This is a genomic window from Burkholderia seminalis (assembly GCF_001718535.1).
In the GTDB taxonomy this organism is placed as follows: Bacteria; Pseudomonadota; Gammaproteobacteria; order Burkholderiales; family Burkholderiaceae; genus Burkholderia; species Burkholderia seminalis.
The window spans coordinates 808,167-829,498 of sequence record NZ_CP013398.1 but is presented as its reverse complement, the minus strand read 5'-3'; the positions used below and the strand labels follow the sequence as shown (position 1 = coordinate 829,498).

25 protein-coding genes, 1 tRNA gene and 1 riboswitch are annotated in these 21,332 nt (G+C 64.6%); of the genes, 14 read left to right on the top strand and 12 right to left on the bottom strand.

All coding sequences use genetic code 11. From position 1 onward, the window contains the following. The gene (locus WJ12_RS03695) at positions 1 to 804 is read left to right on the top strand and encodes an EAL domain-containing protein (RefSeq protein ID WP_034187221.1); all 804 of its coding nucleotides are present in this window, start codon (positions 1 to 3) and stop codon (positions 802 to 804) included. A 144-nt stretch (positions 805 to 948) separates the two neighbouring features. Here WJ12_RS03695 and WJ12_RS03690 read toward each other — a convergent pair whose 3' ends face one another. Both WJ12_RS03690 and WJ12_RS03685 read right to left on the bottom strand, forming a co-directional pair. Beyond that, positions 949 to 1,359, bottom strand: coding sequence for a GFA family protein (locus WJ12_RS03690; RefSeq protein WP_059557289.1), 411 nt, complete (start codon positions 1,357 to 1,359; stop codon positions 949 to 951). A 143-nt stretch (positions 1,360 to 1,502) separates the two neighbouring features. Then, a complete protein-coding gene (locus WJ12_RS03685; protein WP_034187219.1) occupies positions 1,503 to 2,294 on the bottom strand; it encodes an IclR family transcriptional regulator in 792 nt (263 codons plus the stop codon). A 115-nt stretch (positions 2,295 to 2,409) separates the two neighbouring features. Between WJ12_RS03685 and WJ12_RS03680 the strand changes: the two genes are divergently transcribed. Then, a complete protein-coding gene (locus WJ12_RS03680; RefSeq protein WP_034187218.1) occupies positions 2,410 to 3,597 on the top strand; it encodes an acyl-CoA dehydrogenase in 1,188 nt (395 codons plus the stop codon). Between the two features lie 123 nt (positions 3,598 to 3,720). Here the strand turns inward: WJ12_RS03680 and WJ12_RS03675 are convergent, their stop codons facing one another. Continuing rightward, complete coding sequence (locus WJ12_RS03675; protein ID WP_034187217.1) at positions 3,721 to 4,359, bottom strand: peroxiredoxin; 639 nt, start codon at positions 4,357 to 4,359, stop codon at positions 3,721 to 3,723. A gap of 317 nt (positions 4,360 to 4,676) precedes the next feature. Here WJ12_RS03675 and WJ12_RS03670 point away from each other — a divergent pair, with 317 nt between their 5' ends. The 3 genes from WJ12_RS03670 (at position 4,677) to WJ12_RS03660 (ending at position 5,979) form a co-directional block, all read left to right on the top strand. Next, positions 4,677 to 4,979 (top strand): ElaB/YgaM/YqjD family protein, encoded by a 303-nt coding sequence (locus tag WJ12_RS03670; protein ID WP_006494044.1) that lies wholly within the window; start codon positions 4,677 to 4,679, stop codon positions 4,977 to 4,979. Between the two features lie 123 nt (positions 4,980 to 5,102). Beyond that, a complete protein-coding gene (locus WJ12_RS03665; protein ID WP_034187216.1) occupies positions 5,103 to 5,492 on the top strand; it encodes a phage holin family protein in 390 nt (129 codons plus the stop codon). A 43-nt stretch (positions 5,493 to 5,535) separates the two neighbouring features. Further along, positions 5,536 to 5,979 (top strand): DUF3318 domain-containing protein, encoded by a 444-nt coding sequence (locus WJ12_RS03660; RefSeq protein ID WP_034187215.1) that lies wholly within the window; start codon positions 5,536 to 5,538, stop codon positions 5,977 to 5,979. A gap of 54 nt (positions 5,980 to 6,033) precedes the next feature. Here the strand turns inward: WJ12_RS03660 and WJ12_RS03655 are convergent, their stop codons facing one another. The 7 genes from WJ12_RS03655 to glyA all read right to left on the bottom strand — a co-directional run bounded on the left by WJ12_RS03655 (position 6,034) and on the right by glyA (position 10,825). Further along, positions 6,034 to 6,480, bottom strand: a complete 447-nt coding sequence (locus WJ12_RS03655) for a type IV pilin protein (RefSeq protein WP_059557293.1) — start codon at positions 6,478 to 6,480, stop codon at positions 6,034 to 6,036. Continuing rightward, a complete protein-coding gene (locus WJ12_RS03650; protein ID WP_264169511.1) occupies positions 6,477 to 6,950 on the bottom strand; it encodes a pilus assembly PilX family protein in 474 nt (157 codons plus the stop codon). Before WJ12_RS03650 ends, WJ12_RS03655 begins: the two co-directional genes overlap by 4 nt. A gap of 194 nt (positions 6,951 to 7,144) precedes the next feature. Then, complete coding sequence (locus WJ12_RS03645) at positions 7,145 to 7,984, bottom strand: PilW family protein (protein WP_156444760.1); 840 nt, start codon at positions 7,982 to 7,984, stop codon at positions 7,145 to 7,147. Further along, entirely contained in the window at positions 7,968 to 8,378 is a 411-nt protein-coding gene (locus tag WJ12_RS03640; RefSeq protein WP_034187213.1) for a type IV pilus modification PilV family protein, read from the bottom strand. Before WJ12_RS03640 ends, WJ12_RS03645 begins: the two co-directional genes overlap by 17 nt. Continuing rightward, complete coding sequence (locus WJ12_RS03635; RefSeq protein ID WP_069245543.1) at positions 8,375 to 8,938, bottom strand: GspH/FimT family pseudopilin; 564 nt, start codon at positions 8,936 to 8,938, stop codon at positions 8,375 to 8,377. The genes WJ12_RS03640 and WJ12_RS03635 overlap by 4 nt, the downstream gene beginning before the upstream one ends. Positions 8,939 to 9,091: 153 nt before the next feature. Then, positions 9,092 to 9,571: a transcriptional regulator NrdR gene (gene nrdR, locus WJ12_RS03630; protein ID WP_006476792.1), complete on the bottom strand. Its 480-nt coding sequence runs from the start codon at positions 9,569 to 9,571 to the stop codon at positions 9,092 to 9,094. A 6-nt stretch (positions 9,572 to 9,577) separates the two neighbouring features. Further along, on the bottom strand, positions 9,578 to 10,825 hold the full coding sequence (glyA, locus tag WJ12_RS03625; RefSeq protein WP_034187211.1) for a serine hydroxymethyltransferase: 1,248 nt from the start codon (positions 10,823 to 10,825) through the stop codon (positions 9,578 to 9,580). Positions 10,826 to 10,962: 137 nt separating this feature from the next. Beyond that, positions 10,963 to 11,064: riboswitch (ZMP/ZTP riboswitch) on the bottom strand. Between the two features lie 180 nt (positions 11,065 to 11,244). On the opposite strand from glyA, the gene WJ12_RS03620 reads away from it, so the two are divergent. The 9 genes from WJ12_RS03620 (at position 11,245) to WJ12_RS03580 (ending at position 17,805) form a co-directional block, all read left to right on the top strand. After that, on the top strand, positions 11,245 to 11,991 hold the full coding sequence (locus tag WJ12_RS03620) for an SDR family NAD(P)-dependent oxidoreductase (protein ID WP_034187210.1): 747 nt from the start codon (positions 11,245 to 11,247) through the stop codon (positions 11,989 to 11,991). A 107-nt stretch (positions 11,992 to 12,098) separates the two neighbouring features. Further along, complete coding sequence (gene ybgC, locus WJ12_RS03615) at positions 12,099 to 12,584, top strand: tol-pal system-associated acyl-CoA thioesterase (protein ID WP_034187209.1); 486 nt, start codon at positions 12,099 to 12,101, stop codon at positions 12,582 to 12,584. 131 nt (positions 12,585 to 12,715) lie between these two features. Then, positions 12,716 to 13,393 carry a protein TolQ gene (tolQ, locus tag WJ12_RS03610; RefSeq protein ID WP_021157170.1) on the top strand — a complete coding sequence of 226 codons (678 nt, stop codon included), beginning with the start codon at positions 12,716 to 12,718 and terminating at the stop codon, positions 13,391 to 13,393. 10 nt (positions 13,394 to 13,403) lie between these two features. Beyond that, entirely contained in the window at positions 13,404 to 13,853 is a 450-nt protein-coding gene (tolR, locus tag WJ12_RS03605) for a protein TolR (RefSeq protein ID WP_006484943.1), read from the top strand. Then, the gene (gene tolA / locus WJ12_RS03600) at positions 13,850 to 14,917 is read left to right on the top strand and encodes a cell envelope integrity protein TolA (protein ID WP_059557295.1); all 1,068 of its coding nucleotides are present in this window, start codon (positions 13,850 to 13,852) and stop codon (positions 14,915 to 14,917) included. Before tolR ends, tolA begins: the two co-directional genes overlap by 4 nt. Positions 14,918 to 15,025: 108 nt before the next feature. Then, complete coding sequence (gene tolB, locus WJ12_RS03595) at positions 15,026 to 16,321, top strand: Tol-Pal system beta propeller repeat protein TolB (protein WP_034187207.1); 1,296 nt, start codon at positions 15,026 to 15,028, stop codon at positions 16,319 to 16,321. 17 nt (positions 16,322 to 16,338) lie between these two features. Next, complete coding sequence (gene pal, locus WJ12_RS03590) at positions 16,339 to 16,851, top strand: peptidoglycan-associated lipoprotein Pal (RefSeq protein WP_011883386.1); 513 nt, start codon at positions 16,339 to 16,341, stop codon at positions 16,849 to 16,851. Positions 16,852 to 16,870: 19 nt separating this feature from the next. Then, positions 16,871 to 17,620, top strand: coding sequence for a tol-pal system protein YbgF (gene ybgF, locus WJ12_RS03585; protein WP_034187206.1), 750 nt, complete (start codon positions 16,871 to 16,873; stop codon positions 17,618 to 17,620). A gap of 108 nt (positions 17,621 to 17,728) precedes the next feature. Then, positions 17,729 to 17,805, top strand: a tRNA-Lys gene (locus WJ12_RS03580). A 477-nt stretch (positions 17,806 to 18,282) separates the two neighbouring features. Here WJ12_RS03580 and WJ12_RS03575 read toward each other — a convergent pair. Both WJ12_RS03575 and WJ12_RS03570 read right to left on the bottom strand, forming a co-directional pair. After that, positions 18,283 to 20,091, bottom strand: a complete 1,809-nt coding sequence (locus WJ12_RS03575) for a coiled-coil domain-containing protein (protein ID WP_156444761.1) — start codon at positions 20,089 to 20,091, stop codon at positions 18,283 to 18,285. An 851-nt stretch (positions 20,092 to 20,942) separates the two neighbouring features. Further along, complete coding sequence (locus WJ12_RS03570) at positions 20,943 to 21,329, bottom strand: fatty acid desaturase family protein (RefSeq protein ID WP_051700952.1); 387 nt, start codon at positions 21,327 to 21,329, stop codon at positions 20,943 to 20,945. Positions 21,330 to 21,332 lie beyond the last annotated feature (3 nt).

Genomic DNA, 21,332 nt, shown 5'->3' with positions numbered 1-21,332 from the left:
ATGATTCCGCCCACCATCCCCGAGCTGGTCGCCCGTGCCGGGCAACTGCCGTATCTGCGGGAACACCTCGCGCTGGCCGAAGGCGGCACCGCGTGCGCGAATCTGCCCGAGCGCACGCTCGCCAGCGCGTACGAACCGATCTACGACGTGACGATGCCCGGCGCGCCGCAATCGACGTCGTTCGCCGACGCGATCGAGCGCTACGGCGACGAGCTCGGCTTCCAGGCGGTCACCGTCGTCACGGGGGCGGCGCACGATCCGGTCGACTCGGCCGTCGACGACCAGACGCTGGTCGCGATCGACCGCCTGTCGCGCGCGCTGCATGCAATCAACTTTTTCGGCGCGCAGCGCCACGGGCTGCTGTTCCTGCGCGTGCACGAACGGCTGCTGAAGAGCGTGAAGTACGACCACGGCAAGCACTTCTCGTCGGTGCTGCAGCGCTTCGGGCTGCCGCCGGAGCGGATCGTGATCGAGCTGCCGGCGGTCGCGGTCGCGCACAAGACCTTCCTCGGCTACCTGACGCGCAGCTACCAGCATCACGGCTTCAAGGTCGCGGACAAGCTGCCCGATCCGGGTCGTATCCTGGCGGTCGAATCGGACATGGCGCGGCCCGACTTCATCAAGATGGATGCGGGCATCGCATTGCGCGACGGGATGGTCAAGGCGCTCGTCGCCTATGCGCAGCGCGTGCGGATTCCGCTGATCTTCGACGGCGTCGTCGACGAGACGCAGTGCGAGCTGCTGCGCCAGTACGACGTGCGGTTCATGCAGGGGCCGGTGTTCGCCAAGGTCGTGACGGCCTGATCGGCAGGCGGGGACCGCGCGTGCGGGCAGCGGCGCGCGGGATGCCGGGCCCGGATGTCGCGTGGCGCGCGGGCCGGGGGAGAAACAGGCCGTCAGGCGCGCGCCGTCGACTCGCGCCTGTCCGCCCGTGTCGACGGTTACCGCTTACGGCACGCCATCATCGTCGTACTTGGGCAACGCGTCGTCGATCTCGATGCCCGGGAAACGGTCCCGATACCAGACGTGCCAGGCCGGACGCAGCCGCGCCGGCTCGTCGAGCGTCGCGTAATTGATCTCGACCGTCTGCGGCGCCTCGGCGAGCCGGTATTCGAGTTGCGCGCCGCACCGGCCGCAGAAGCGTCGCTCGCCCCACGCGCTCGACGCGTAGACGGTCGGTTCGCCTTGCAGGTATTCGAACGCGCCGATCGGCACCGATGCCGATGCGACGACCGCCGCACCGGTCGTGCGCTGGCAGAGCCGGCAATGGCAGAAACCGGCATCGGTCGGCACGTCGGCGATACGGTAGCGGATCGCCCCGCACGCGCATCCGCCTTCCATCGGTTCCGGGTCGGGCATCGCACACCTCGTCGTCGGGAAGCAGGCGAACGATGATGAGCGCGCTCCGGCCACAGTACAAGTGGCAGCGCCGTCGCCCGCCCTCACGCACGACGCGGAAGGCGCGCTTGCGGAGCGACGGCGAGCGCCGCGCGCCGCGTTGCTCAGGCCGTCGGCCCGAGCCGTTGCGCGAGCGCCTTCAGCTTCGGACCGACCTGCGTGCGGAACACGTCCTCGCCCATCGACGACGCGGGGCCGCTGCAGCTCAGGATCAGCCAGCGCCCCTCGCGCGGCTCGCGAAACGGAACGGCCGCCGCGTTCACGTCCATGTGCCACGCGCGGAACGAATAACAGCACCCGCCCGCCGAGAACTCGGCCACCGCGTGCTGCGCGGCCGCGACGAGCGCATCGGCATCGGCCGCGCCGCCGGCCGCGCGGTGCAGTTCCGCGTACAGCGCGCGGCGCACGTCCTCCGGCTGCACGGCCAGGTACGCACGCCCCATCGAACTCGTCAGCATCGACAGCCGCGAACCGGGCGCAAGCCCGAGCGTCAGCGCCGTCTCGCTGCGGATCGTCTCCAGATAGATCATGTCGAGCCCGTCGCGGCAGCCGAGCGACACGGCCGCGCCGATCTCGCGCGCGAGCGCCTGCATGTGCGGGCGTGCGAGGTCGATCGTCCCCGAACCCGCCAGCAGCGCGTAGCCGAGCGACAGCACGCCGGCGTCGAGCGCATACTTTCCGAGCGTCTCGTCGTAGCGCAGGTAACCAAGCACGGTCAGCGTGTAGGCGAGCCGGTTCACGGTCGCTTTCGGCAATCCCGTGCGCTCCGCGAAGTCGCGGTTGCCGAGCATCGTCTCGCCGGGCCGGAATGCGCGCAGCAGGTCGAGCCCGCGTGCGAGCGCGACGACGAACTTGCGCTCGTCGATCGTGGTTTCGTCGATGGTTGAAAGTGTCATCTGGTGCTACACTTGGCTCGATTTGCAAAACATTGTTCCGCACAGCGGAACTGCAGTCAAGCGAACTTTTGGCATGGGGCCCGGCTGGAAGACCGGGCCAACAGGAGATGAAACGATGACCGCTGCAACTTTTCACTGGGACGATCCGCTGCTGCTCGACCAGCAGTTGACCGAAGAAGAGCGGATGATCCGCGACGCGGCGCAGGCGTACGCACAGGACAAGCTCGCGCCGCGCGTCACCGAAGCGTTCCGCCACGAGCGCACCGACGCCGCCATCTTCCGCGAGATGGGCGAAATCGGCCTGCTCGGCCCGACGATTCCCGAGGAATACGGCGGCCCCGGCCTCAATTACGTAAGCTACGGACTGATCGCGCGCGAAGTCGAGCGCGTCGATTCGGGCTACCGGTCGATGATGTCCGTGCAGTCGTCGCTCGTGATGGTGCCGATCCACGAATTCGGCTCCGACGCGCAGAAGCAGAAGTACCTGCCGAAGCTCGCGACCGGCGAATGGATCGGCTGCTTCGGCCTGACCGAGCCGAACCACGGCTCCGATCCGGGTAGCATGGTCACCCGCGCGAAGAAGGTGCCCGGCGGCTACGCGCTGTCCGGCGCGAAGATGTGGATCACGAACTCGCCGATCGCGGACGTGTTCGTCGTGTGGGCCAAGCTCGAGGAGAACGGCAAGGACGCGATCCGCGGCTTCATCCTCGAGAAGGGCTGGAAGGGCCTGTCGGCGCCCGCGATCCACGGCAAGGTCGGGCTGCGCGCGTCGATCACGGGCGAGATCGTCCTCGACGAGGTGTTCGTGCCCGAGGAGAACCTGATGCCGAACGTGAGCGGCCTGCGCGGCCCGTTCACGTGCCTGAACTCGGCACGCTACGGGATCGCGTGGGGTGCGCTCGGCGCCGCCGAGTCCTGCTGGCACACCGCGCGCCAGTACGTGCTCGACCGCCAGCAGTTCGGCCGGCCGCTCGCCGCGAACCAGCTGATCCAGAAAAAGCTCGCCGACATGCAGACCGAAATCACGCTCGGCCTGCAAGGCGTGTTGCGCCTCGGCCGGATGAAGGACGAAGGCACGGCGGCCGTCGAGATCACGTCGATCATGAAGCGCAACTCGTGCGGCAAGGCGCTCGACATCGCCCGCCTCGCGCGCGACATGCTCGGCGGCAACGGCATCTCCGACGAATTCGGCGTCGCGCGCCACCTCGTGAACCTCGAAGTGGTCAACACGTACGAGGGCACGCACGACATCCACGCGCTGATCCTCGGCCGCGCGCAGACGGGCATCCAGGCATTCTTCTGATCATCCGGGCGTGACGCACGCGGCAGCGGTGCCGCGTGTGCGCTCCCCAAGCAAACGGCCCGCCCGGCATCACTGCCGGGCGGGCCGTCGTTCATCGGAACCGCGGTTGCGGGCCGCCGATGCTTACTTGTTCGGCTGCGGCGTCAGGCGCAGATACGGACGCACCGCGTTGAAGCCCTTCGGGAAACGCTTCTTCAGCTCTTCCGGATCCTGCAGCGACGGCACGATCACGACGTCGTCGCCGTCCTTCCAGTTACCGGGCGTCGCGACCTTGTAGTTGTCGGTCAGCTGCAGCGAGTCGATCACGCGCAGCACTTCGTCGAAGTTGCGCCCCGTGCTGGCCGGATAGGTGATCGTGAGCCGCACCTTCTTGTTCGGGTCGATCACGAACAGCGAGCGCACCGTCAGCGTTTCGTTCGCGTTCGGATGGATCATGTCGTACAGCTGCGACACCTTGCGGTCCGCGTCGGCGATGATCGGGAAGCCGACGACCGTCGACTGCGTTTCGTTGATGTCGTTGATCCAGCCCTTGTGCGATTCGACGCCGTCGACCGACAGCGCGATCACCTTCACGTTGCGCTTCTCGAATTCGCCCTTCAGCTTCGAGGTCAGCCCGAGTTCCGTCGTGCACACCGGCGTATAGTCGGCCGGATGGGAGAACAGGACGCCCCAGCTGTTGCCGAGCCAGTCGTGAAACTTGATGGTGCCCAGGCTCGATTCCTGCTCGAAATCCGGTGCGATGTCGCCAAGACGCAGACTCATGATGTTCCCTCCTCGAACGATGCTGGTTGAAACCGCGCGCTTGACGGCGCGGAACAGTCCATCAGCTTACGGGAAGCAATGGGCCGTGCGAACGATTATTCCGTTTGATATACATACTTTTTTGTCATTTTTACCCTGTGTCGAGCGGGACAGTCGGCCGCGAGGGAAACTTTTCACCCCGTTTGCCGCTCTGTTCATGATTACAAGTCGTTTACCATGCAGTCTTGCACTGCCGCCGTGTGTCTTCCCGGCTCGCCAGCAGGCAGGGGTTTCGCTACGATGTGAACCTGCAGCATGACAGCATGAAGGGAGTTGCAATGTCGGAAATCAACAAGGAGAAACTGATGTCGGATATCAAAACCGTTCTCTCGGACGCCGAAGACCTGCTCAAGCAAGCGGCGAGCAGCACGGGCGACCGTGCGGCCGAGCTGCGCGAGAAGGCGATGTCGCGCCTGAAGCAGGCCAAGGAAAAGGCAGCCGACGTCCAGGTCGTGGTGGTCGAGAAAGGCAAGAAGGCCGCACGCGCCACCGACGATTACGTGCACGAGCACCCGTGGACGTCGATCGGCGTGGCCGCCGGCGTCGGCGTGCTGATCGGCCTGCTGATCAACCGCAAGTAACGGGCTCTGCGCCGTTTCGTCCCGCGGGCCGCGTCACGCGGCTCGCGGGCGTCGAAGCCAGCCTGCGGAATCCGCCGGCCGGCTTTGTTCTAGCTGCTCACTGCACGCGCACGCACCTCATCCATGACGACAGACACCACCTCGCAGCCGTCCGGCCAAGGACCGCTGCGCCGCCTCGTCGGCTCCGCGATCGGACTTCTGCAGACGCGCCTCGAACTGGTGGGCATCGAGCTTGCCGAGGAGAAGGAGCGCCTGATGGGCGTGCTGTTCCTCGGGCTCGCCGCGATGATGCTCGCGACGATGGCGCTCATCAGCCTGACCGTGCTGGTCGCGATCGCGTTCTGGGATACCTATCGCTGGCAAGCGCTCGCGGCGATCACCGCGCTGTATGCCGTTGGCGGCATCGCGTGCGCGCTGAAGGCACGCTCGGGCCTGCGCGATGCGCCGACCGTGTTCGAGGCGACGCTCGCCGAACTCGAGAAAGACCGCGAGCTGTTCCGCGGCAAGCCGTGAGCGCCATCGCGCTCGCCCCATCCACCTACTTCGCCGACGCGCCATGAGCCAGAACGTCACGGGCAATTCACCCCGCTCCCATTCGTCGCGATCGAACTGGAGTGCGTCGCAGCATCGCGCGCTCCGCAAGGAATTGCTGATCCTGCGATCCGACGTCGAGCGACTCGAACTCGCGGAAGCCGCCGGCGAGATGCGCCACGCCGTCACGCGCTTCAGCTGGCTCAAGGTGTTCATCCCCGGCCTTTCCACCAACAAGTTCAGCCAGTCCGCGAAGAACCTGAACGCGAGCCTCGGCAATCTCGTCAACCAGTATCCGATGCTGAGTTCGCTCGCGTCGCTCGTGCTGGCGAAGCCCGTTCGCTCGCTGCTGCGCGCGAGCGCGGGTCCCGCGCTGAAGTGGGGCACGCTCGGCTTCGCCGCATGGGAGGTCTACCGGATCTGGAAGCAGTCCCGCGACGAGCGCGGGCTCGACACGCACGACGACTGACCGCCGGCATCCCGCGCGCGCGGCCATGCGCCGTCGCGCGCCGTTCCTGCAGAGTCAACGCGCACCCCAGCACGCCGTGCCCGGTTCGTCCACGTCATCGCGCCGCGCATTGCCTTTCGTTCCGGCCGAATCCAGCGTGAAGGTACCGCAGGTATCGTCGTGCATCGGGCCTGTGTCCAACGGGCTGGCCTCCAGTTCGTAGCTCACCGGCGAATCGTCGCCATCCGGCCGCCGCAGCGTCAAGCGATACACGGCTCGCCCGTCCGGCGGTGCCAACGCGAGCGCGTCCGGTAACGCCGAAGGCGGAGAACCCTGCAGCGTTTCGAGATACTGGGCCGCGCGGTACAGCGCGGCGACCGCCGACGCGCGATGAACGCGCGCGACATGCTCGCGATACGACGGGACGGCCCATCCCGCCAGCACCGCGACGATCGCGAGCACGATCATCAGCTCGACCAGCGTGAATCCCGTCGATCGGAAGACGATAGAGCGACCGTTCATTGCAGCACAGTCGCGACCCGACGCCAGCGCAGCGCGACGACACGCGCGTCGCGTATCGCGACCTGGTGCTGCAACCAGACCGCGCTCGATGGGTGCGCACCGATGCCGCGCGCGGTGACGAGATAAGCACGGCTACCGGGCGGCCCCGCTCCGCGCCATGCCTCGATCAAACACCGCGGCGGCCCTGCGGCCATCGGCCATCCAGCGAACGGCGTGAATGCTTCGGCGGACGCGAGCGGCGGCATGCGCCGCCAGCTGTCCGGCTCCACGTGCGATTCGCGCTCCCTCACATAGGGTGCCGAGCCACCGAGCAATCGCGCGGTGCACGCCGCCAGCGCGACATCGGCTGCGTGGAATGCGATCAGCCGATCGGACAGCGCTCGCGTACGGCGCGCTTCCGTCAGCGCGGCTTCGAACCACGTGCCTGTCAGCGCTGCAATGGCCGCACCGACCGCAATGACTGCCGGCAATGCGAGCCCTGCGTCGCGACGCCAGGACCGGTGTGCTGATCGGACGCGGATGCGCGGTAGCTCGTGCGCGTTCGCGGCCACGGCGCTGGTGCACGCAGCCTGTCCTCGTTCGTCGCCGCTTGCGGCGACACACCCATTCGCGTTGCCTGTTGCAACGCATCGCGCTATTGCCCGCGTGCATCGATCGGCTCCGCTCATCGCAACACCTCACGCGTGTGCGCTGCATCTGGCAACGCCGCGTCGAAGCCGAGCGCGACGTTCCGCAACGCGACGATGCGATCGAGCGTCAAACCTGCGCGGCCGTCCCGGGCAACGACAACACGACCGTTGCAGTCGACATGGCTGGCCGGCTCGCGCATCGGTTCGCCGCGTGCCCGCACGCAGACATGCACGGCTACGACATCGCGCCAGTCGTCGACACGCATCGCGTCTGCGTCGACAAACTGCGCGCCGCCGCGACGCAAATAGCGCACGCGCAATTGATCGATGCCCGACACGACGGGCTGCGGCGTCCCCGGACGGCCGCTACCTTCGCAATACAGCTCGGGCTCGCCCGTCGACGGACTGACATGTGCGTCGAAGCGGTTCTCCACCTGCGGCCGTTCGCCGGGCGCGCCTACGCCCTGCCCGAGACAATCCGACACCTGGCCGTTCACCGTCGACCACGTCGACACCGCATCGCCGACATACCGGACCAGAAGGGCGTCCGATGCAGCGCGCGCGGACTCGCACTGCGCCAGTGCGCCCTCACCCCGCACACGCGCCATCGAACAGCCGAACACCGGCGGCAACGATGACGCACCATCCGTATCGAGCGGCCGGAACCCCGCCATCTGGATCTGCTGGCCGATCAACAACAGCGCGGTGCCTGCCGCATCGCGCATCCGGAATCCGTCTTCCGCACGCCGTTGCGCAATGCGCTGTGCATGATGGAGCGCGCCGGCCGCTGCCAGCACGAGGAAACCGACGGTCATCGCAATCAGCACCTCGAGCAAGGTGTGTGCGCGCATACGACGATCAGCGTGCATCGGCATCAGTCTCCCGAAATGGAATCCGGACGCACGAGGGCGGCTGCGCCGACGCGCCCGCGGCTTCGCAACGCGGCGACGCAGCCGTGTTGCCGCTGCGCCAGCCGACGACCGCGTAGCGGGCACCGCCCGGCCCGGCGTCGAGTGTCATCGTGCCGCCGGGCAACGACGCAGCCGCCAGCGCCGCAAGGCCGTCGTTTGCCCCTGCGCCTGCGTACGAGCGCTCGATACGCGCATCGGCCAGCCACAACGCACGCTCGCGCCAGATCGTCGCTCGCTGAGCGCGCGCCATCGCGAGCTGACTGCCTGCCACCGCCAGCATCACGGTCGCGAGCAGCGCGATGGCCAGCGTCGCCTCGATCAGCGACGTGCCGCGCATGGCGTTGCGCCGCGCGCTCATGCCGAGCCGCAGCGACCGGCGACGACCCGCGCCCGGCCGCCTGCCGCAATCCGTACACAACGCGATACGCGTGCGTCTTCCGCGTCGGACACGCCGCGCCGCGGTCGCAATTCGAAACGCCGGATTCCGCCGATGGCCTGACCGGCCGGCGGTGCGAAAGCCAGATCGTGCGCGGCGCCCGCGACGACCACTTCGGCATCGCGCGGGTCGCGTCGCAGCACGCGCGACTGCCCGTCGACCTGCCCGCTGACGATCCAGTCGCACGACCATTCAGCCGCGTCGCCCTGCTCGCCGGCACGCAGGCAGGTGCCGTCGTTCCCGGCCCGGCACAGCGTGACACGCGTGCCGAGACGCGTCGCTTCGGTACGCGCAAACGACAGCGCGCCGAGCAGCGCACGCGAGCGTGCATCCACGCGCTCGCGCATGCGCCACTGGTCGAATGCAGGCGCCGCGTAGAGCGCGAGCCCGGCCGCCAGCGAGAGCGCGACCATCAGCTCGACGAGCGTGAACCCGCCCGCGAGTCGCGCCGAACTTTTAAAGGGATGAGCGCGCAGTTCCATCGCAATCGTCCTCCACCAGGATGAGACGACGACTGTAGCGACGCGTGCGGACGCGCGCCATTTGCCGAACGGCCGACTGGCGACAAACGATCGCGGCCGACACAATCGGCGCGAACTGGACCAACGGAGGAAACGATGAACGGACGCAGCGCGTCAGCGCTTACGCGGGGTCTTGGCGGGAGAGGCGCGACGGAACTCTTCGATCACGTCGGCAAATTCGGAAACGTCCTCGAAGCGGCGATACACCGATGCGAAGCGGACATAAGCGATCGTATCGAGGCCGCGCAACTCGTTCATCACGAGTTCGCCGAGCTTCTCGCTACGCACTTCACGCTCGCCTGTCGCGAGCAGTTGATATTCGATACGGGCGACCGCCGCGTCGATCGCGTCGGCAGCAACCGGCCGCTTGCGCAGCGCGAGTTGCATGCTGGCGACGATCTTGCGACGGTCGAATTCGGTGCGGCTGCCGTCCTTCTTCACGACGAACGGCAGCGACAGCTCGACCCGCTCGTACGTCGTGAAGCGCTTGTCGCAAGCCGAGCAGCGACGGCGCCGGCGAATCGCGGCGCCATCCTCGGACACGCGCGAGTCTACGACCTGCGTGTCGTCATGCCGGCAGAACGGGCAGCGCATCGTCGATCAGCGATAGACCGGGAAACGCTTGGTCAGCTCGGCGACCTGCGCACGCACGCGCTCGATCGTCGCCGCATCTTCCGGGTTCTCCAGCACGTCGGCGATCAGGTTGCCCACCTGCTCCGCTTCCGCCGGGCCGAAGCCACGCGTCGTCATCGCCGGCGAGCCCAGACGGATCCCGCTCGTCACGAACGGCTTTTCCGGGTCGTTCGGGATCGCATTCTTGTTCACCGTGATGTGTGCCGCGCCGAGTGCCGCTTCCGCTGCCTTGCCCGTGATGTTCTTCGCACGCAGGTCCACCAGCATCACGTGGCTTTCCGTCCGGCCCGACACGATCCGCAGCCCGCGCTTCACCAGCGTTTCAGCCAGCACGCGTGCGTTCTCGACCACCTTCTCCTGGTATGCCTTGAACTCCGGCGACAGCGCTTCCTTGAACGCCACCGCCTTCGCCGCGATCACGTGCATCAGCGGGCCGCCCTGGATGCCCGGGAAGATCGCCGAGTTGATCGGCTTCTCGTACTCGGCCTTCATCAGGATCACGCCGCCGCGCGGGCCGCGCAGGCTCTTGTGCGTCGTCGTCGTCACGAAATCCGCGTGCGGCACCGGGTTCGGGTACACGCCGGCCGCGATCAGGCCTGCGTAGTGCGCCATGTCGACCATCAGGTACGCGCCCACCGACTTCGCGATCTTCGCGAGGCGTTCGAAATCGATCTTCAGCGAGAATGCCGATGCGCCCGCGACGATCAGCTTCGGCTTGTGTTCCTGCGCGAGCTTCTCGGCCGCTTCGTAGTCGATGTCTTCGTTTTCGTTCAGGCCGTAGCTCACGACGTTGAACCACTTGCCCGACATGTTCACCGGCGAGCCGTGGGTCAGGTGACCACCGTGCGCGAGGCTCATGCCCATGATCGTGTCGCCCGGCTTGAGCATCGCGAAGAACACGCCCTGGTTCGCCTGCGAACCCGAGTTCGGCTGCACGTTCGCTGCTTCCGCGCCGAACAGCTGCTTCACGCGGTCGATCGCGAGCTGCTCGACGATGTCGACGTACTCGCAGCCGCCGTAGTAGCGCTTGCCCGGATAACCTTCCGCGTACTTGTTCGTGAGCTGCGAGCCTTGCGCGGCCATCACGGCCGGGCTCGTGTAGTTTTCCGACGCGATCAGCTCGATGTGATCTTCCTGGCGGCGGTTTTCCTGCTCGATCGCTGCAAAGACTTCGGGATCGACGTTCGCGATGGTGCTTTGGGCTCTGTCAAACATACGGTTTCCGTTAAGTGTGTACAGGTTGACCGGGGCGGCCTAGTACGGTGCGCTGCTGGCGGGACCAGCTCGACGTGGCGGAAGAATCCGTATGACGCGAGGCAGGACAGCCACCGGCGATGCACGCGACGGCGCACAACGGCTGCCCAGGCGAACGGCAAAAACGGCGCCCCGCGCTTCACGGTGGGATGCTCCACCTTGACCCCGAAAGGGTTCTATCGCCAGTCACGCAGGGGTGATGAGCGCATTAGTGTATTGGATGCGTCATGATTAGGCAACCGCACGGCAGTGGCCTCCAAACGATAAGGGCCAGACTCTACGCGCCCGTGCCGAAACACTTCGCCGTCTTGCCGCGGTGCGGCATTCTCAGTAGGCTTGCGGGATTCCACCCGCTATTCCGTTACCGACCAGGAGCAGCAATGATCGTGTTCGTCACAGGTGCGTCCGCCGGCTTCGGCGCCGCCATCTCCCGCGCCTTCGTCAAGGGCGGCCATCGCGTCGTCGCCACCGCGCGCCGCAAGGATCGCCTCGACGCGCTCGCGGCCGAACTCGGCGACGCGCTGCTGCCGTTCGAACTCGACGTGCGCGATCGCGCGGCCGTCGAAGCCGTACCGGCCGCCCTCCCCGCCGAATTCGCGGCGCTCGACGTGCTCGTCAACAACGCCGGCCTCGCGCTCGGCGTCGAGCCGGCCCAGAAGGCCAGCCTCGACGAGTGGCAGACCATGATCGACACGAACTGCTCGGGCCTCGTGACCGTCACGCACGCATTGCTGCCCGGCATGATCGCGCGCGGTCGCGGCCATATCTTCAATCTGGGCTCGGTGGCCGGCACCTATCCGTATCCCGGCGGGAACGTATACGGCGCAACCAAGGCTTTCGTCAGACAATTCAGTCTGAACCTGCGTACCGATCTGATCGGCACGCCGTTGCGCGTAACCGACATCGAGCCGGGCCTGTGCGGCGGCACGGAATTCTCGAACGTCCGCTTCCGCGGCGACGACGCAAAGGCGGCGAACGTCTACGAGAACGTCCAGCCGCTCACGGCCGAGGACATCGCCGATACGATCTACTGGATCGCCACGCGTCCCGCGCACGTCAACATCAATACGATCGAAATGATGCCGGTCGCGCAAGCTCCGGCGGGCCTCACGATCCATCGCGGCTGACACGTCGCCCGCGGCCGCAGGCCCGCCCGCGGCCGGCCCCGGTGTGCCACGACGCACTACATTCCGTTACGAAACGGTTACGAATCCGGCCTTTGCCTTCCGGTAGAATGCGCGCCATGACTCAGCCTACCCGCTCCCCGGAAGCGCCGTCCGGCTTCACCTGGCCGGTGCGCGTGTACTACGAGGATACCGATGCAGGCGGCATCGTCTTCTATGCCAACTACCTGAAGTTCTTCGAGCGCGCCCGCACCGAGTGGCTGCGCGCGTGCGGCATCGACCAGCGCCAGCTCGCCGACGATACCGGCGCGATCTTCATCGTCCGCAGCACGTCGCTCGACTACCGCGCGCCCGCGCGACTCGACGACACGCTGACGATCACGAGCCGGCCCGGACGCATCGGCCGCGCGTCGGTGGATTTCACGCAGGAAGCCTGGTGCGGCGACACGCTGCTCGTGGCCGGACACATTCGCCTCGGCTGCGTCGACCGCGACGGTATCCGGCCCGCGGCCATCCCGCCGGCCGTGCTCGACGCGCTGCAACGCGGGCCCGTCATCGACGCCGGGCACACTCCATTGTCAACGAAGCTCGCATGAGCGCCGTTTAGACAAAGCCTATGAACTTGCGGTTCTGATTCGATACTAAGCAAGGTTCGGCGTCAGGCATGGCCGGCGCGCCGCGCCGCACGCATACCGGGCGCCCCCGAAGGGCCGTTACTCAAACCTCTATGAACACTTCTCAAGACCTGTCGATCATTTCCCTCGTCCTCAATGCGAGCGTGCTCGCCCAGGCCGTGATGGGACTGCTGCTGTTGCTGTCGCTGATGTCGTGGACCTTCATCTTCCGCAAGTGGTTCGCGATCCGCCGCGCGCGCGCGCAGACCGAACGCTTCGAGAAGGATTTCTGGTCGGGCGGCGACCTGCAGGCGCTGTACCAGAGCGCGGCCAACAACCGCCACACGATCGGCGCGCTCGAGCGGATCTTCGAATCGGGGATGCGCGAATTCCTGAAGGCGAAGGAAAAGCGCATCAGCGATCCGGGCCTCGTGCTCGACGGTGCGCGCCGCGCGATGCGCGCGTCGTTCCAGCGTGAGATGGACGTGCTCGAAGCCAACCTCGCGTTCCTCGCGTCGGTCGGCTCGGTCAGCCCGTACATCGGCCTGTTCGGCACCGTCTGGGGGATCATGAACTCGTTCCGCGGCCTCGCGAACGTGCAGCAGGCGACCCTCGCGAACGTCGCACCGGGCATCGCCGAGGCACTCGTCGCCACCGCGATCGGCCTGTTCGCCGCGATTCCGGCGGTGGTCGCGTACAACCGCTACGCGCACGACATCGACCGCCTCGCGATCCGCTTCGAGACCTTCATCGAAGAGTTCTCGAACATCCTGCAGCGTCAGGCCCAGTAAGGAGCGCGCCATGGCAGGAAGTCCCATCCGATCCAGCATGCGCGGCGGCCGCTCGCGCCGTGCGATGGCCGACATCAACGTCGTGCCGTACATCGACGTGATGCTGGTGCTGCTCGTGATCTTCATGGTCACCGCACCGCTCGTCGCCCCGTCGATCATCAACCTGCCGACCGTCGGCAATGCCGCGCCGCAGGAGCAGACGCCGCCCGTCGTCGTCAACATCAAGGCCGACCGCACGATGAGCGTCAAGTACAAGGGCGACTCGGGCGCGACCCAGGAAGACACGATGACGAAGGCCGAGCTCGACAGCTTCATCTCGGCCCGGCAGGCCGATCACCCTGACCAGCCGGTCGTGATCGCGGCCGACAAGACCGTGCAGTACGATGCCGTCATGACCGTGATGTCGGATCTGAAGGCGCGCGGCGTCAAGCGCGTCGGTCTCCTCGTCAAATCGCAATGAACCGGCAGCAATCCACGCGCAGCGCCGCCTACCCGCCTCAGCCTCCCCGCGAGCGCGGCACCTGGCGCGCGTTCGCGCTCGCCGCGCTGATGCACGTGCTGCTCGCGCTGTTCCTCTATCACGGCGTGCAGTGGCAGAACAGCACGCCGGCCGGCGCCGAAGCCGAGCTGTGGACCGAGGTGCCCGACGTGCCCGCGCCGCGGCCCGTCGTCACGCCCGCGCCGCCCGCGAAGGTCGCCCCCCCCGCTCCACCGGTGCGCGACGAGCAGGCCGACATCGCGCTGCAACAGAAGAAACGTCAGCAGGAAGCGGCCGCGCGCGAAGCGCTGCTCGAGCAGCAGCGCCGCGCGCAGCAGTTGAAGCAACAGGAAGAGGAAGCGCGCCGCGCGCAACTCGCCGCGCAGCAGGCCGCCGCGCTCGCCGCGGAAAGGGCCGCCGAACGCGACAAGCAGAAGCAGGCGGCGAAACTGAAGCAACAGCAGCTCGCCGAGCAGCAAAAGCTCGAACAGCAGAAGCTCGAGCAGCAAAAACTGCAACAGCAGAAGCAGGCGCAGCTCGAAGCACAGCAGGCAGCGAAGGCCAAGGCGGACGCCGCCGCGAAAGCGAAGGCGGAAGCGCAGGCGAAGGCAAAGGCCGAAGCGGCTGCGCACGCGAAGGCCGACGCGGCCGCCAAGGCGAAGCTCGACCGGGAACGAAATGCGCGCCTCGCGCAGATGCAGGGCCTCGCGGGTGCCGGTGAAGGCGGCGGCCAGGGCCTCGCGAAAAGCGGCACCGGCACGGGTTCCGGCGGCAACGCCGCATCGCCCGGCTACGCCGACAAGGTGCGCCGCCGCGTGAAGCCGAACATCGTCTGGGGCGGCGAGCGCGCGGGGCTCACGACCATCGTCAAGATCCGCTGTACGCCCTCGGGCGACCTGCTGAGCGTGTCGGTCTCGCGATCGAGCGGCAATTCCGGGTGGGATCAGGCGGTCGTCAATGCGATCCAGGCGTCGGTTCCGTTACCGCCCGATACTGACGGTCATACCCCGTCGAGCATTACGATTACCTTCAAGGCGGCGGAGTGAGCGCAAATGCGCTTAAACTCCGTGCGTCGCTGCCGGACGGGAACGAATCGGGTATTTTTACTGTCTCTGCGGTTGCGCAGCGATCCAAGTCACATGGGAAGCAGAAGCATGAGTTTGATGACAAAGCTAGGTTTCAGGGCACTCGTGGCCTCGTGTCTGATTACGGCGGGCAGCGCCGCTAACGCCCAGGTCAACGTGCTGATCACCGGTGTCGGGTCGACCCAGTTCCCCATCGCCACCGCGAATTTCACGAACGAGGCGAGCCTGCCGCAACAGGTCACGTCGATCGTTCGTGCCGACCTCGCCCGCAGCGGCAAGTTCACCAACATCGACGCCGGCAGCACGCCCGTGCCCGAGACCGCGTCGGTCGATCTCGGCGCATGGAAGGCCAAGGGCGCGAACGCGTTCGTCGCCGGCAGCGTGAACCGCGACGCGAACGGCCAGTACAAGGTCAACTTCATCCTGTACGACACCGTGAAGCAGCAAAGCCTCGGCGGCCTGTCGCTGACGGCGACCGACACCACGCTGCGCACGGCCGGCCACAAGATCGCCGACTACATCTACCAGAAGCTGCTCGGCGTGCGCGGCGTATTCGCCACGCGCCTGTCGTACGTGATCAAGACCGGTAATCGCTACCAGTTGCAGATCTCCGATTCGGATGGCCAGAACGCGCGCATCGCGCTGTCGAGCACCGAGCCGATCATCTCGCCGGCGTGGTCGCCGAGCGGGACGAAGGTCGCGTACGTGTCGTTCGAGCGCAAGAAGCCGATCGTCTACATCCATGACCTGCCGACCGGCCGCCGCTACATGGTCTCCGACCAGAAGGGCAACAACAGTGCGCCGGCGTGGTCGCCGGACGGCAACACGCTCGCCGTCGCGCTGTCGCTGACGGGCAATACGCAAATCTACACGGTCAACGCGAATGGCGGCGGCCTGCGCCGTCTCACGCAGAGCAGCTCGATCGATACCGAGCCGTTCTACTCGCCGGACGGCCGCTGGATCTACTTCACGAGCGATCGCGGCGGCGCGCCGCAAATCTACCGGATGCCCGCACAGGGCGAAAGCGCCGGTGCCGCGCAGCGCGTGACCTTCACCGGCAGCTACAACACGAGTCCGCGGATCAGCCCGGACGGCAAGCTGCTCGCTTACATCTCCCGCACGGGCGGGGGCTTCAAGCTGTACGTTCAGGATCTGCAATCCGGCGCGGCGAACGCCATCACGAATACCAATCGCGACGAATCGCCGAGCTTCGCGGCAAACGGCCAGTACGTTCTGTACGCTACCCAGTCGGGTGGTCGCAATGTTCTGGCCGCAGTGCCTTCCGACGGCAGCGCGCCGCCGCAAATCCTGTCCGTCCAGGGCGGCTCCGTTCGCGAGCCGTCGTGGGGGCCCTTCATGCAATGACCACAAGGAGAGTAACCATGATGTCGAATAAAGCTCGTCTGGCCCTGGCCGTGATGATGATCAGCGCGCTCGCCGCATGTAAGTCGGGCGTGAAGCTCGACGACAAGGCGAACAACGCGGGTGCCGTCAGCACGCAACCGAGCGCCGACAACGTCGCGCAAGTGAACGTCGACCCGCTGAACGACCCGAACAGCCCGCTCGCGAAGCGCAGCATCTACTTCGACTTCGACAGCTATTCGGTGAAGGACGAGTACCAGCCGCTGCTGCAGCAGCACGCTCAGTACCTGAAGAGCCACCCGCAGCGTCACGTGCTGATCCAGGGCAACACCGACGAACGCGGCACGAGCGAGTACAACCTCGCGCTGGGCCAGAAGCGTGCGGAAGCCGTCCGCCGCGCGATGGCACTGCTCGGCGTGAACGACTCGCAAATGGAAGCCGTGAGCCTCGGCAAGGAAAAGCCGCAGGCAACGGGCCACGACGAAGCATCGTGGGCGCAGAACCGTCGCGCCGACCTCGTCTACCAACAGTAAGTAACGGAAGAATCGCCGTATGACGCACCGTGTAACCTGGCTGCGTGCAGCCGCAGCTCTCTGCGTCGCCGGCGCGGCGTGGTCGGCCGCGCCAGCGCACGCCGGCGTGTTCGACGACAACGAAGCGCGCCGTGCCGTGCTCGACCTGCGTAGCAAAACCGACAACCTGGCGAACCAGTTGTCGGCCGCCCAGCGTACGATCCTCGATCAATCCGGCCGTCTCGACCAGCTGAACCAGCAGGTCGCGACGCTGCGCGGCGAGAACGAGGATCTGACGAACCGGCTGACGACGCTCGAGCGGCAGCAGAAGGAGTACTACCAGGATCTCGACACGCGGCTCAAGAAGTTCGAGCCGCAGCAGGCGACGATCGATGGTGTCGAAGGCACCGTGCAGCCGGGTGAAACGGATGCGCTCAATGCGGCGCAACAGCAGTTCCGCAACGGCAACTTCAAGGCGGCCGCGGCTTCGTTCCGCGCGTTCATCGCGAAGTATCCGCAGAGCCCCTACCAGCCGACCGCGCAGTACTGGTACGGCAATGCGCAATACGCGCTGCGCGACTACCGCGGTTCGACCGCGACGTGGCAAGGGATCGTCAGCAAGTTCCCGCAGCACCCGCGCGCGGCCGATGCCCTCGTGGCGATCGGGACGAACCAGCTCGAACAAGGCCAGAAGGCGGCCGCGAAGAAGACGTTCGAGCAAGTCGTGTCGCAGTACGCCGGGTCGAACGCGGCGCAGACGGCGCAGGGCAAGCTCGAAACGATCAAATAATTATCGCGGCGGGTTGTTGACACCCCATCAATCCGCCGCTATAATCTTTTGCTCTTTGGGTCGCTTGCCAAGTTGTTAAAGCAACGAACCAACAGGTTTCAAGAACGTGGGGTGGTAACTCAGTTGGTTAGAGTATCTGACTTTTAATCAGAGAGTCGAGGGTTCGAGTCCCTCCCACCCTACCAACTATCTTTGATAGTGCATTCAAGCCTCCCGCGTGGAGGCTTTTTTGCGTCTGTCGCTCCTGTGCCGAATCCGACATTTCTGCTTACCTGCGCGGAGTGCGCGTTCGAGCCACGCGCGCCCCACTCAGGGGTTAGCTCCGCCGCCCGCCAGTTCATTTCAAGTCGGTGCTCGCATGCACGCGATTTTCGCTTGAAGACTGCCGTATCAAAGGCTATCGAGATCAGCAAGCCCGCGCTCGCCGCGCCAGCAAATTCCCTGAGGTAAAAAATCCAGCACCTAGTTACGCTCAACGGCGAATCAGCTGGCGAGCGACCTCTCGGGCCGCCAGATCCGATCGGCACTGACATATCCCGAACCACCTAACCCGCGTTGGCCAAACACGACCCCGAGCAGGTCGCCGATCATTCTCGATAGCAAGAGCGCGAGACGCCCTAAAACGCGTCTCGGCACTCAGATCCGGCACTCAAGGCCGTCGTCTATTCATGGGTCGATTGCCGCTCAAGGTCCGCCGTTCTACGTAACAGCGCCTCGATCTCGCTCCGTGACGCTTCGAATTGACTTCGCATCCTTGAAAGTTCGCTTTCAAGGATGCTGGCCCGCTGTTCAAACTCATCCACCAAGATCGACTGCTTCTTATTGGCGGCGTCGATCATTACGGCACGCGCCTCATCCATACCCAAATGCAACCGCGCAATCTGCTCTGCGTGGGCTTGCGAGCGCTCCAGTTGCTGACGAAGCAGCAGCTCAATCTCCTGACGCGCTTTATGCAACTGGTCCTGCGCATCCAGCAGACGCTTCTCCAGGGCACTCGTGCGCCTCACATGCTCTTCAATCAGCGGCGTGTACGTTTTCTCGGCGGCCTCGATCGAAGCAAGGCGCTCTCGATCGATTCTCGAATGTGCATGAGCAAGTTCCTCTGCGTACTTTCGCTCTCTTTCCGCCTGCTGCCGCAGCAATGCTTCGACCTCGCCGCGGATGCTCACCGTTACCTTCGCGCACTCTGCGTCCGATTTGATACGTTCGCGAGCCAACTCTTCCTTGAGTTCATTCAACTCCTGCGACTTCTCTGCAAATCCCTCTTTGGCTTTCGACCAGCCACCATTCGCCCCTGCCATCCAGATCCGTCCTGTCTCGTACCGGCCATGGGCAATGAAATGGGCATAGGGGGGCGTACCCGCCGCAAGAATGTCGGTGTTATTAAGCAAGTAAGCAATTGGATCAAAATCCTGCGGGATCAACGGATCATTTGCCAGATGCCAATCGATGTTCAACAAGGCACTCGCTACGTGCGAGGCGCCGGACTGCTGAGTCAGCGCAATTTTTTCCAACGCCCAGTTCAGCACCAGATCGCGCACGCGTGCCTCGTGGCCGACCATCTCGCCTTCTATACTCAGCGAGGTCTCAACGGCTAAGGCTTGGCGATCGGTCTTGTTACGCTCGCCGGAAAGCGAAACAACATCAGCGCCACCAAAGAAATGACTATTGACCCAGTCGATATCGGCCCTATACCGCTTCTCGAGCCCTCCCTCGACCTCGTCAGTCATCTCGACAGACTCTGATTTGGCAAACGGCTCCGCATAAATCATTCGATCCGAAACTTCCTCGGAGAACGAAGCACCAAACTCCCGATTAATTCTACGAAGAAGGCTACGCTCCACGCCAGTCAGGGATCGATTGACAATTCGATCCTGATTCTCAAGGGTAGAAACTCCAATCAGGTCAACAAAGGAATCAACCACCCGCTTTTTGATTGCCTCGTAGCTGACGACAGTTACTTCATCGCTGGATAACACTTCGGAGAGGGATCTGAGTGTGGATATATGCAACCATTCAGCCGTATCGACCCATACCTCGAAATCCTCACACAATCCGTGACGCTTGATGAGCTGATCATAGACTGACTTCATGAACGGGATCACGTTTCGCACGTAGAAAACCACACGCAGACGAATGCCCTCTCCTCGACAAACATCGGCTAACAAACGCCAATTTTCGGAAGAAAATTCACTGAACAATTCAGATGAACAAATCGCGTTTGAATACTCAACAAAATAAGACCTAATTACAGCAGCAATTATCGAAACATCATTTCTTTCATCGCAAATGGCCTCACGCAACATCTCACCATTTCCGCTCGAAATCTGATGTTCGAACGCCATCCCGGTTTTATTCAGATACCCTATGTCGCGCGCAGCGAGCTTTTCGGAGTTGAATTCAAGAAAACTCTGCAGCGCAGACGATCCTGTTTTAGGGCCACCCGCATGCAAGAACAATGTAGATTTCATGTTTTTATAACCGACTCAGATCGACTTGAGTTGCGCGAATTGCGACCCACTTCCCGCCGAAATAAAATATCCGTACATCAATGAAAATTTCTTCAATTTCATGCCTTTTATCAACCCACCTCCCCGGGTAAGCTGAGGCCGCCTCACTCGCGATGGTTTGCAACAACCAAATTCGAATTCTCAATGTAAATATTCGCGCACTGAAACCAACACGCTTGCTTACCGCAATCTTACTGCCTTTCCTTGCACTTCTCCACGAAATTCATCCATTCGGCAGGTCGAATATCCGCTGACGAAATTGGACGGGCAACAAGCCATCAAGGAAAAAGGGGCAAATGCACGCTTCACACTGAGGCAGCGACGGTTACGAAAAATCGGCCTATGTTCAAAGCAGAATCACTGGAACAGCCAACACGGGCAGTCCACAAGCTACTGCATGCGCCCGCGGTCATTGCGGACTCCAGTTCTATCACCGCAACCGGCACCTGTGCTGCCGGCGCTCCAGGCTCGCGCGCGATAGCAAGACTTGCTTCTTTCCGGTTCCGACAAGCAGTTCGCCTGCTGCGCGACGACAATCCATTCGGACGATCCAGCGCTTCGGTAACACAAAATGCCGCCCCCCCTGCTGCTCTATGGTCATCACGCATTGCTCCTCGTATCGATCTGCAAATGTCAATGATTGCTGCCGTCGCTTGTGCATGCGCCGCCGCTCGCATTAGGCCGGATGCGGACAGGCACGCCCCGCTACTCTCATCCCAGGCGTCAACGAAAGTAGCGCCGGATTCAGTACCCGTCACTCGAAATCGACTCGCGCGCTTTTTTGAATAGAAACGAGTTTGCCGAACAAAACGTCAGCGCTCACTCACGTCCCGCAGCCCACCCCATATCCCGTGCACAGATGCCCTCAGGCAGCAGCAGCCGCTGCGAGAGTTGCCGATGCGCGATCGTGCAGGCAATGAAACTGCATCCGCGCGAACAGTGACGTTCGATATGAAAATGAATCGTACATGCGGGCCGAACAGGAACGTCTGCCACGAACGCTCGACGATCGTGCGCGCGTTGCAGCTCCGGCCCTCGCCAGCCGGCAACCCCGCGCGCTCGAAGATCGCGCGCACCCGCCCGGCAAGCGACACCAGCGTGACGAACGGCACGATCCACAATGCGATATACAGCAGCGGGCGTCCGGCGAACGCGAGCGCGCCGAACAGCAAGCCATCGCAGGCCAGCATCAACGCCACCCC

What these genes read in the sequence shown, in the direction of transcription:
- WJ12_RS03675 (WP_034187217.1), bottom strand. Translation starts at nt 4,359, where the DNA reads ATGAGTCTGCGTCTTGGCGACATCGCACCGGATTTCGAGCAGGAATCG.
- ybgF (WP_034187206.1), top strand. Translation starts at nt 16,871, where the DNA reads ATGACGCACCGTGTAACCTGGCTGCGTGCAGCCGCAGCTCTCTGCGTC.
- ybgC (WP_034187209.1), top strand. Translation starts at nt 12,099, where the DNA reads ATGCGCGCCATGACTCAGCCTACCCGCTCCCCGGAAGCGCCGTCCGGC.
- WJ12_RS03695 (WP_034187221.1), top strand. Translation starts at nt 1, where the DNA reads ATGATTCCGCCCACCATCCCCGAGCTGGTCGCCCGTGCCGGGCAACTG.
- nrdR (WP_006476792.1), bottom strand. Translation starts at nt 9,571, where the DNA reads ATGCGCTGCCCGTTCTGCCGGCATGACGACACGCAGGTCGTAGACTCG.
- WJ12_RS03635 (WP_069245543.1), bottom strand. Translation starts at nt 8,938, where the DNA reads ATGGAACTGCGCGCTCATCCCTTTAAAAGTTCGGCGCGACTCGCGGGC.
- pal (WP_011883386.1), top strand. Translation starts at nt 16,339, where the DNA reads ATGATGTCGAATAAAGCTCGTCTGGCCCTGGCCGTGATGATGATCAGC.
- WJ12_RS03655 (WP_059557293.1), bottom strand. Translation starts at nt 6,480, where the DNA reads ATGAACGGTCGCTCTATCGTCTTCCGATCGACGGGATTCACGCTGGTC.
- WJ12_RS03575 (WP_156444761.1), bottom strand. Translation starts at nt 20,091, where the DNA reads ATGAAATCTACATTGTTCTTGCATGCGGGTGGCCCTAAAACAGGATCG.
- glyA (WP_034187211.1), bottom strand. Translation starts at nt 10,825, where the DNA reads ATGTTTGACAGAGCCCAAAGCACCATCGCGAACGTCGATCCCGAAGTC.
- tolA (WP_059557295.1), top strand. Translation starts at nt 13,850, where the DNA reads ATGAACCGGCAGCAATCCACGCGCAGCGCCGCCTACCCGCCTCAGCCT.
- WJ12_RS03665 (WP_034187216.1), top strand. Translation starts at nt 5,103, where the DNA reads ATGACGACAGACACCACCTCGCAGCCGTCCGGCCAAGGACCGCTGCGC.
- WJ12_RS03680 (WP_034187218.1), top strand. Translation starts at nt 2,410, where the DNA reads ATGACCGCTGCAACTTTTCACTGGGACGATCCGCTGCTGCTCGACCAG.
- WJ12_RS03685 (WP_034187219.1), bottom strand. Translation starts at nt 2,294, where the DNA reads ATGACACTTTCAACCATCGACGAAACCACGATCGACGAGCGCAAGTTC.
- WJ12_RS03640 (WP_034187213.1), bottom strand. Translation starts at nt 8,378, where the DNA reads ATGAGCGCGCGGCGCAACGCCATGCGCGGCACGTCGCTGATCGAGGCG.
- tolB (WP_034187207.1), top strand. Translation starts at nt 15,026, where the DNA reads ATGAGTTTGATGACAAAGCTAGGTTTCAGGGCACTCGTGGCCTCGTGT.
- WJ12_RS03690 (WP_059557289.1), bottom strand. Translation starts at nt 1,359, where the DNA reads ATGCCCGACCCGGAACCGATGGAAGGCGGATGCGCGTGCGGGGCGATC.
- WJ12_RS03670 (WP_006494044.1), top strand. Translation starts at nt 4,677, where the DNA reads ATGTCGGAAATCAACAAGGAGAAACTGATGTCGGATATCAAAACCGTT.
- WJ12_RS03660 (WP_034187215.1), top strand. Translation starts at nt 5,536, where the DNA reads ATGAGCCAGAACGTCACGGGCAATTCACCCCGCTCCCATTCGTCGCGA.
- tolQ (WP_021157170.1), top strand. Translation starts at nt 12,716, where the DNA reads ATGAACACTTCTCAAGACCTGTCGATCATTTCCCTCGTCCTCAATGCG.
- WJ12_RS03620 (WP_034187210.1), top strand. Translation starts at nt 11,245, where the DNA reads ATGATCGTGTTCGTCACAGGTGCGTCCGCCGGCTTCGGCGCCGCCATC.
- tolR (WP_006484943.1), top strand. Translation starts at nt 13,404, where the DNA reads ATGGCAGGAAGTCCCATCCGATCCAGCATGCGCGGCGGCCGCTCGCGC.
- WJ12_RS03645 (WP_156444760.1), bottom strand. Translation starts at nt 7,984, where the DNA reads ATGCCGATGCACGCTGATCGTCGTATGCGCGCACACACCTTGCTCGAG.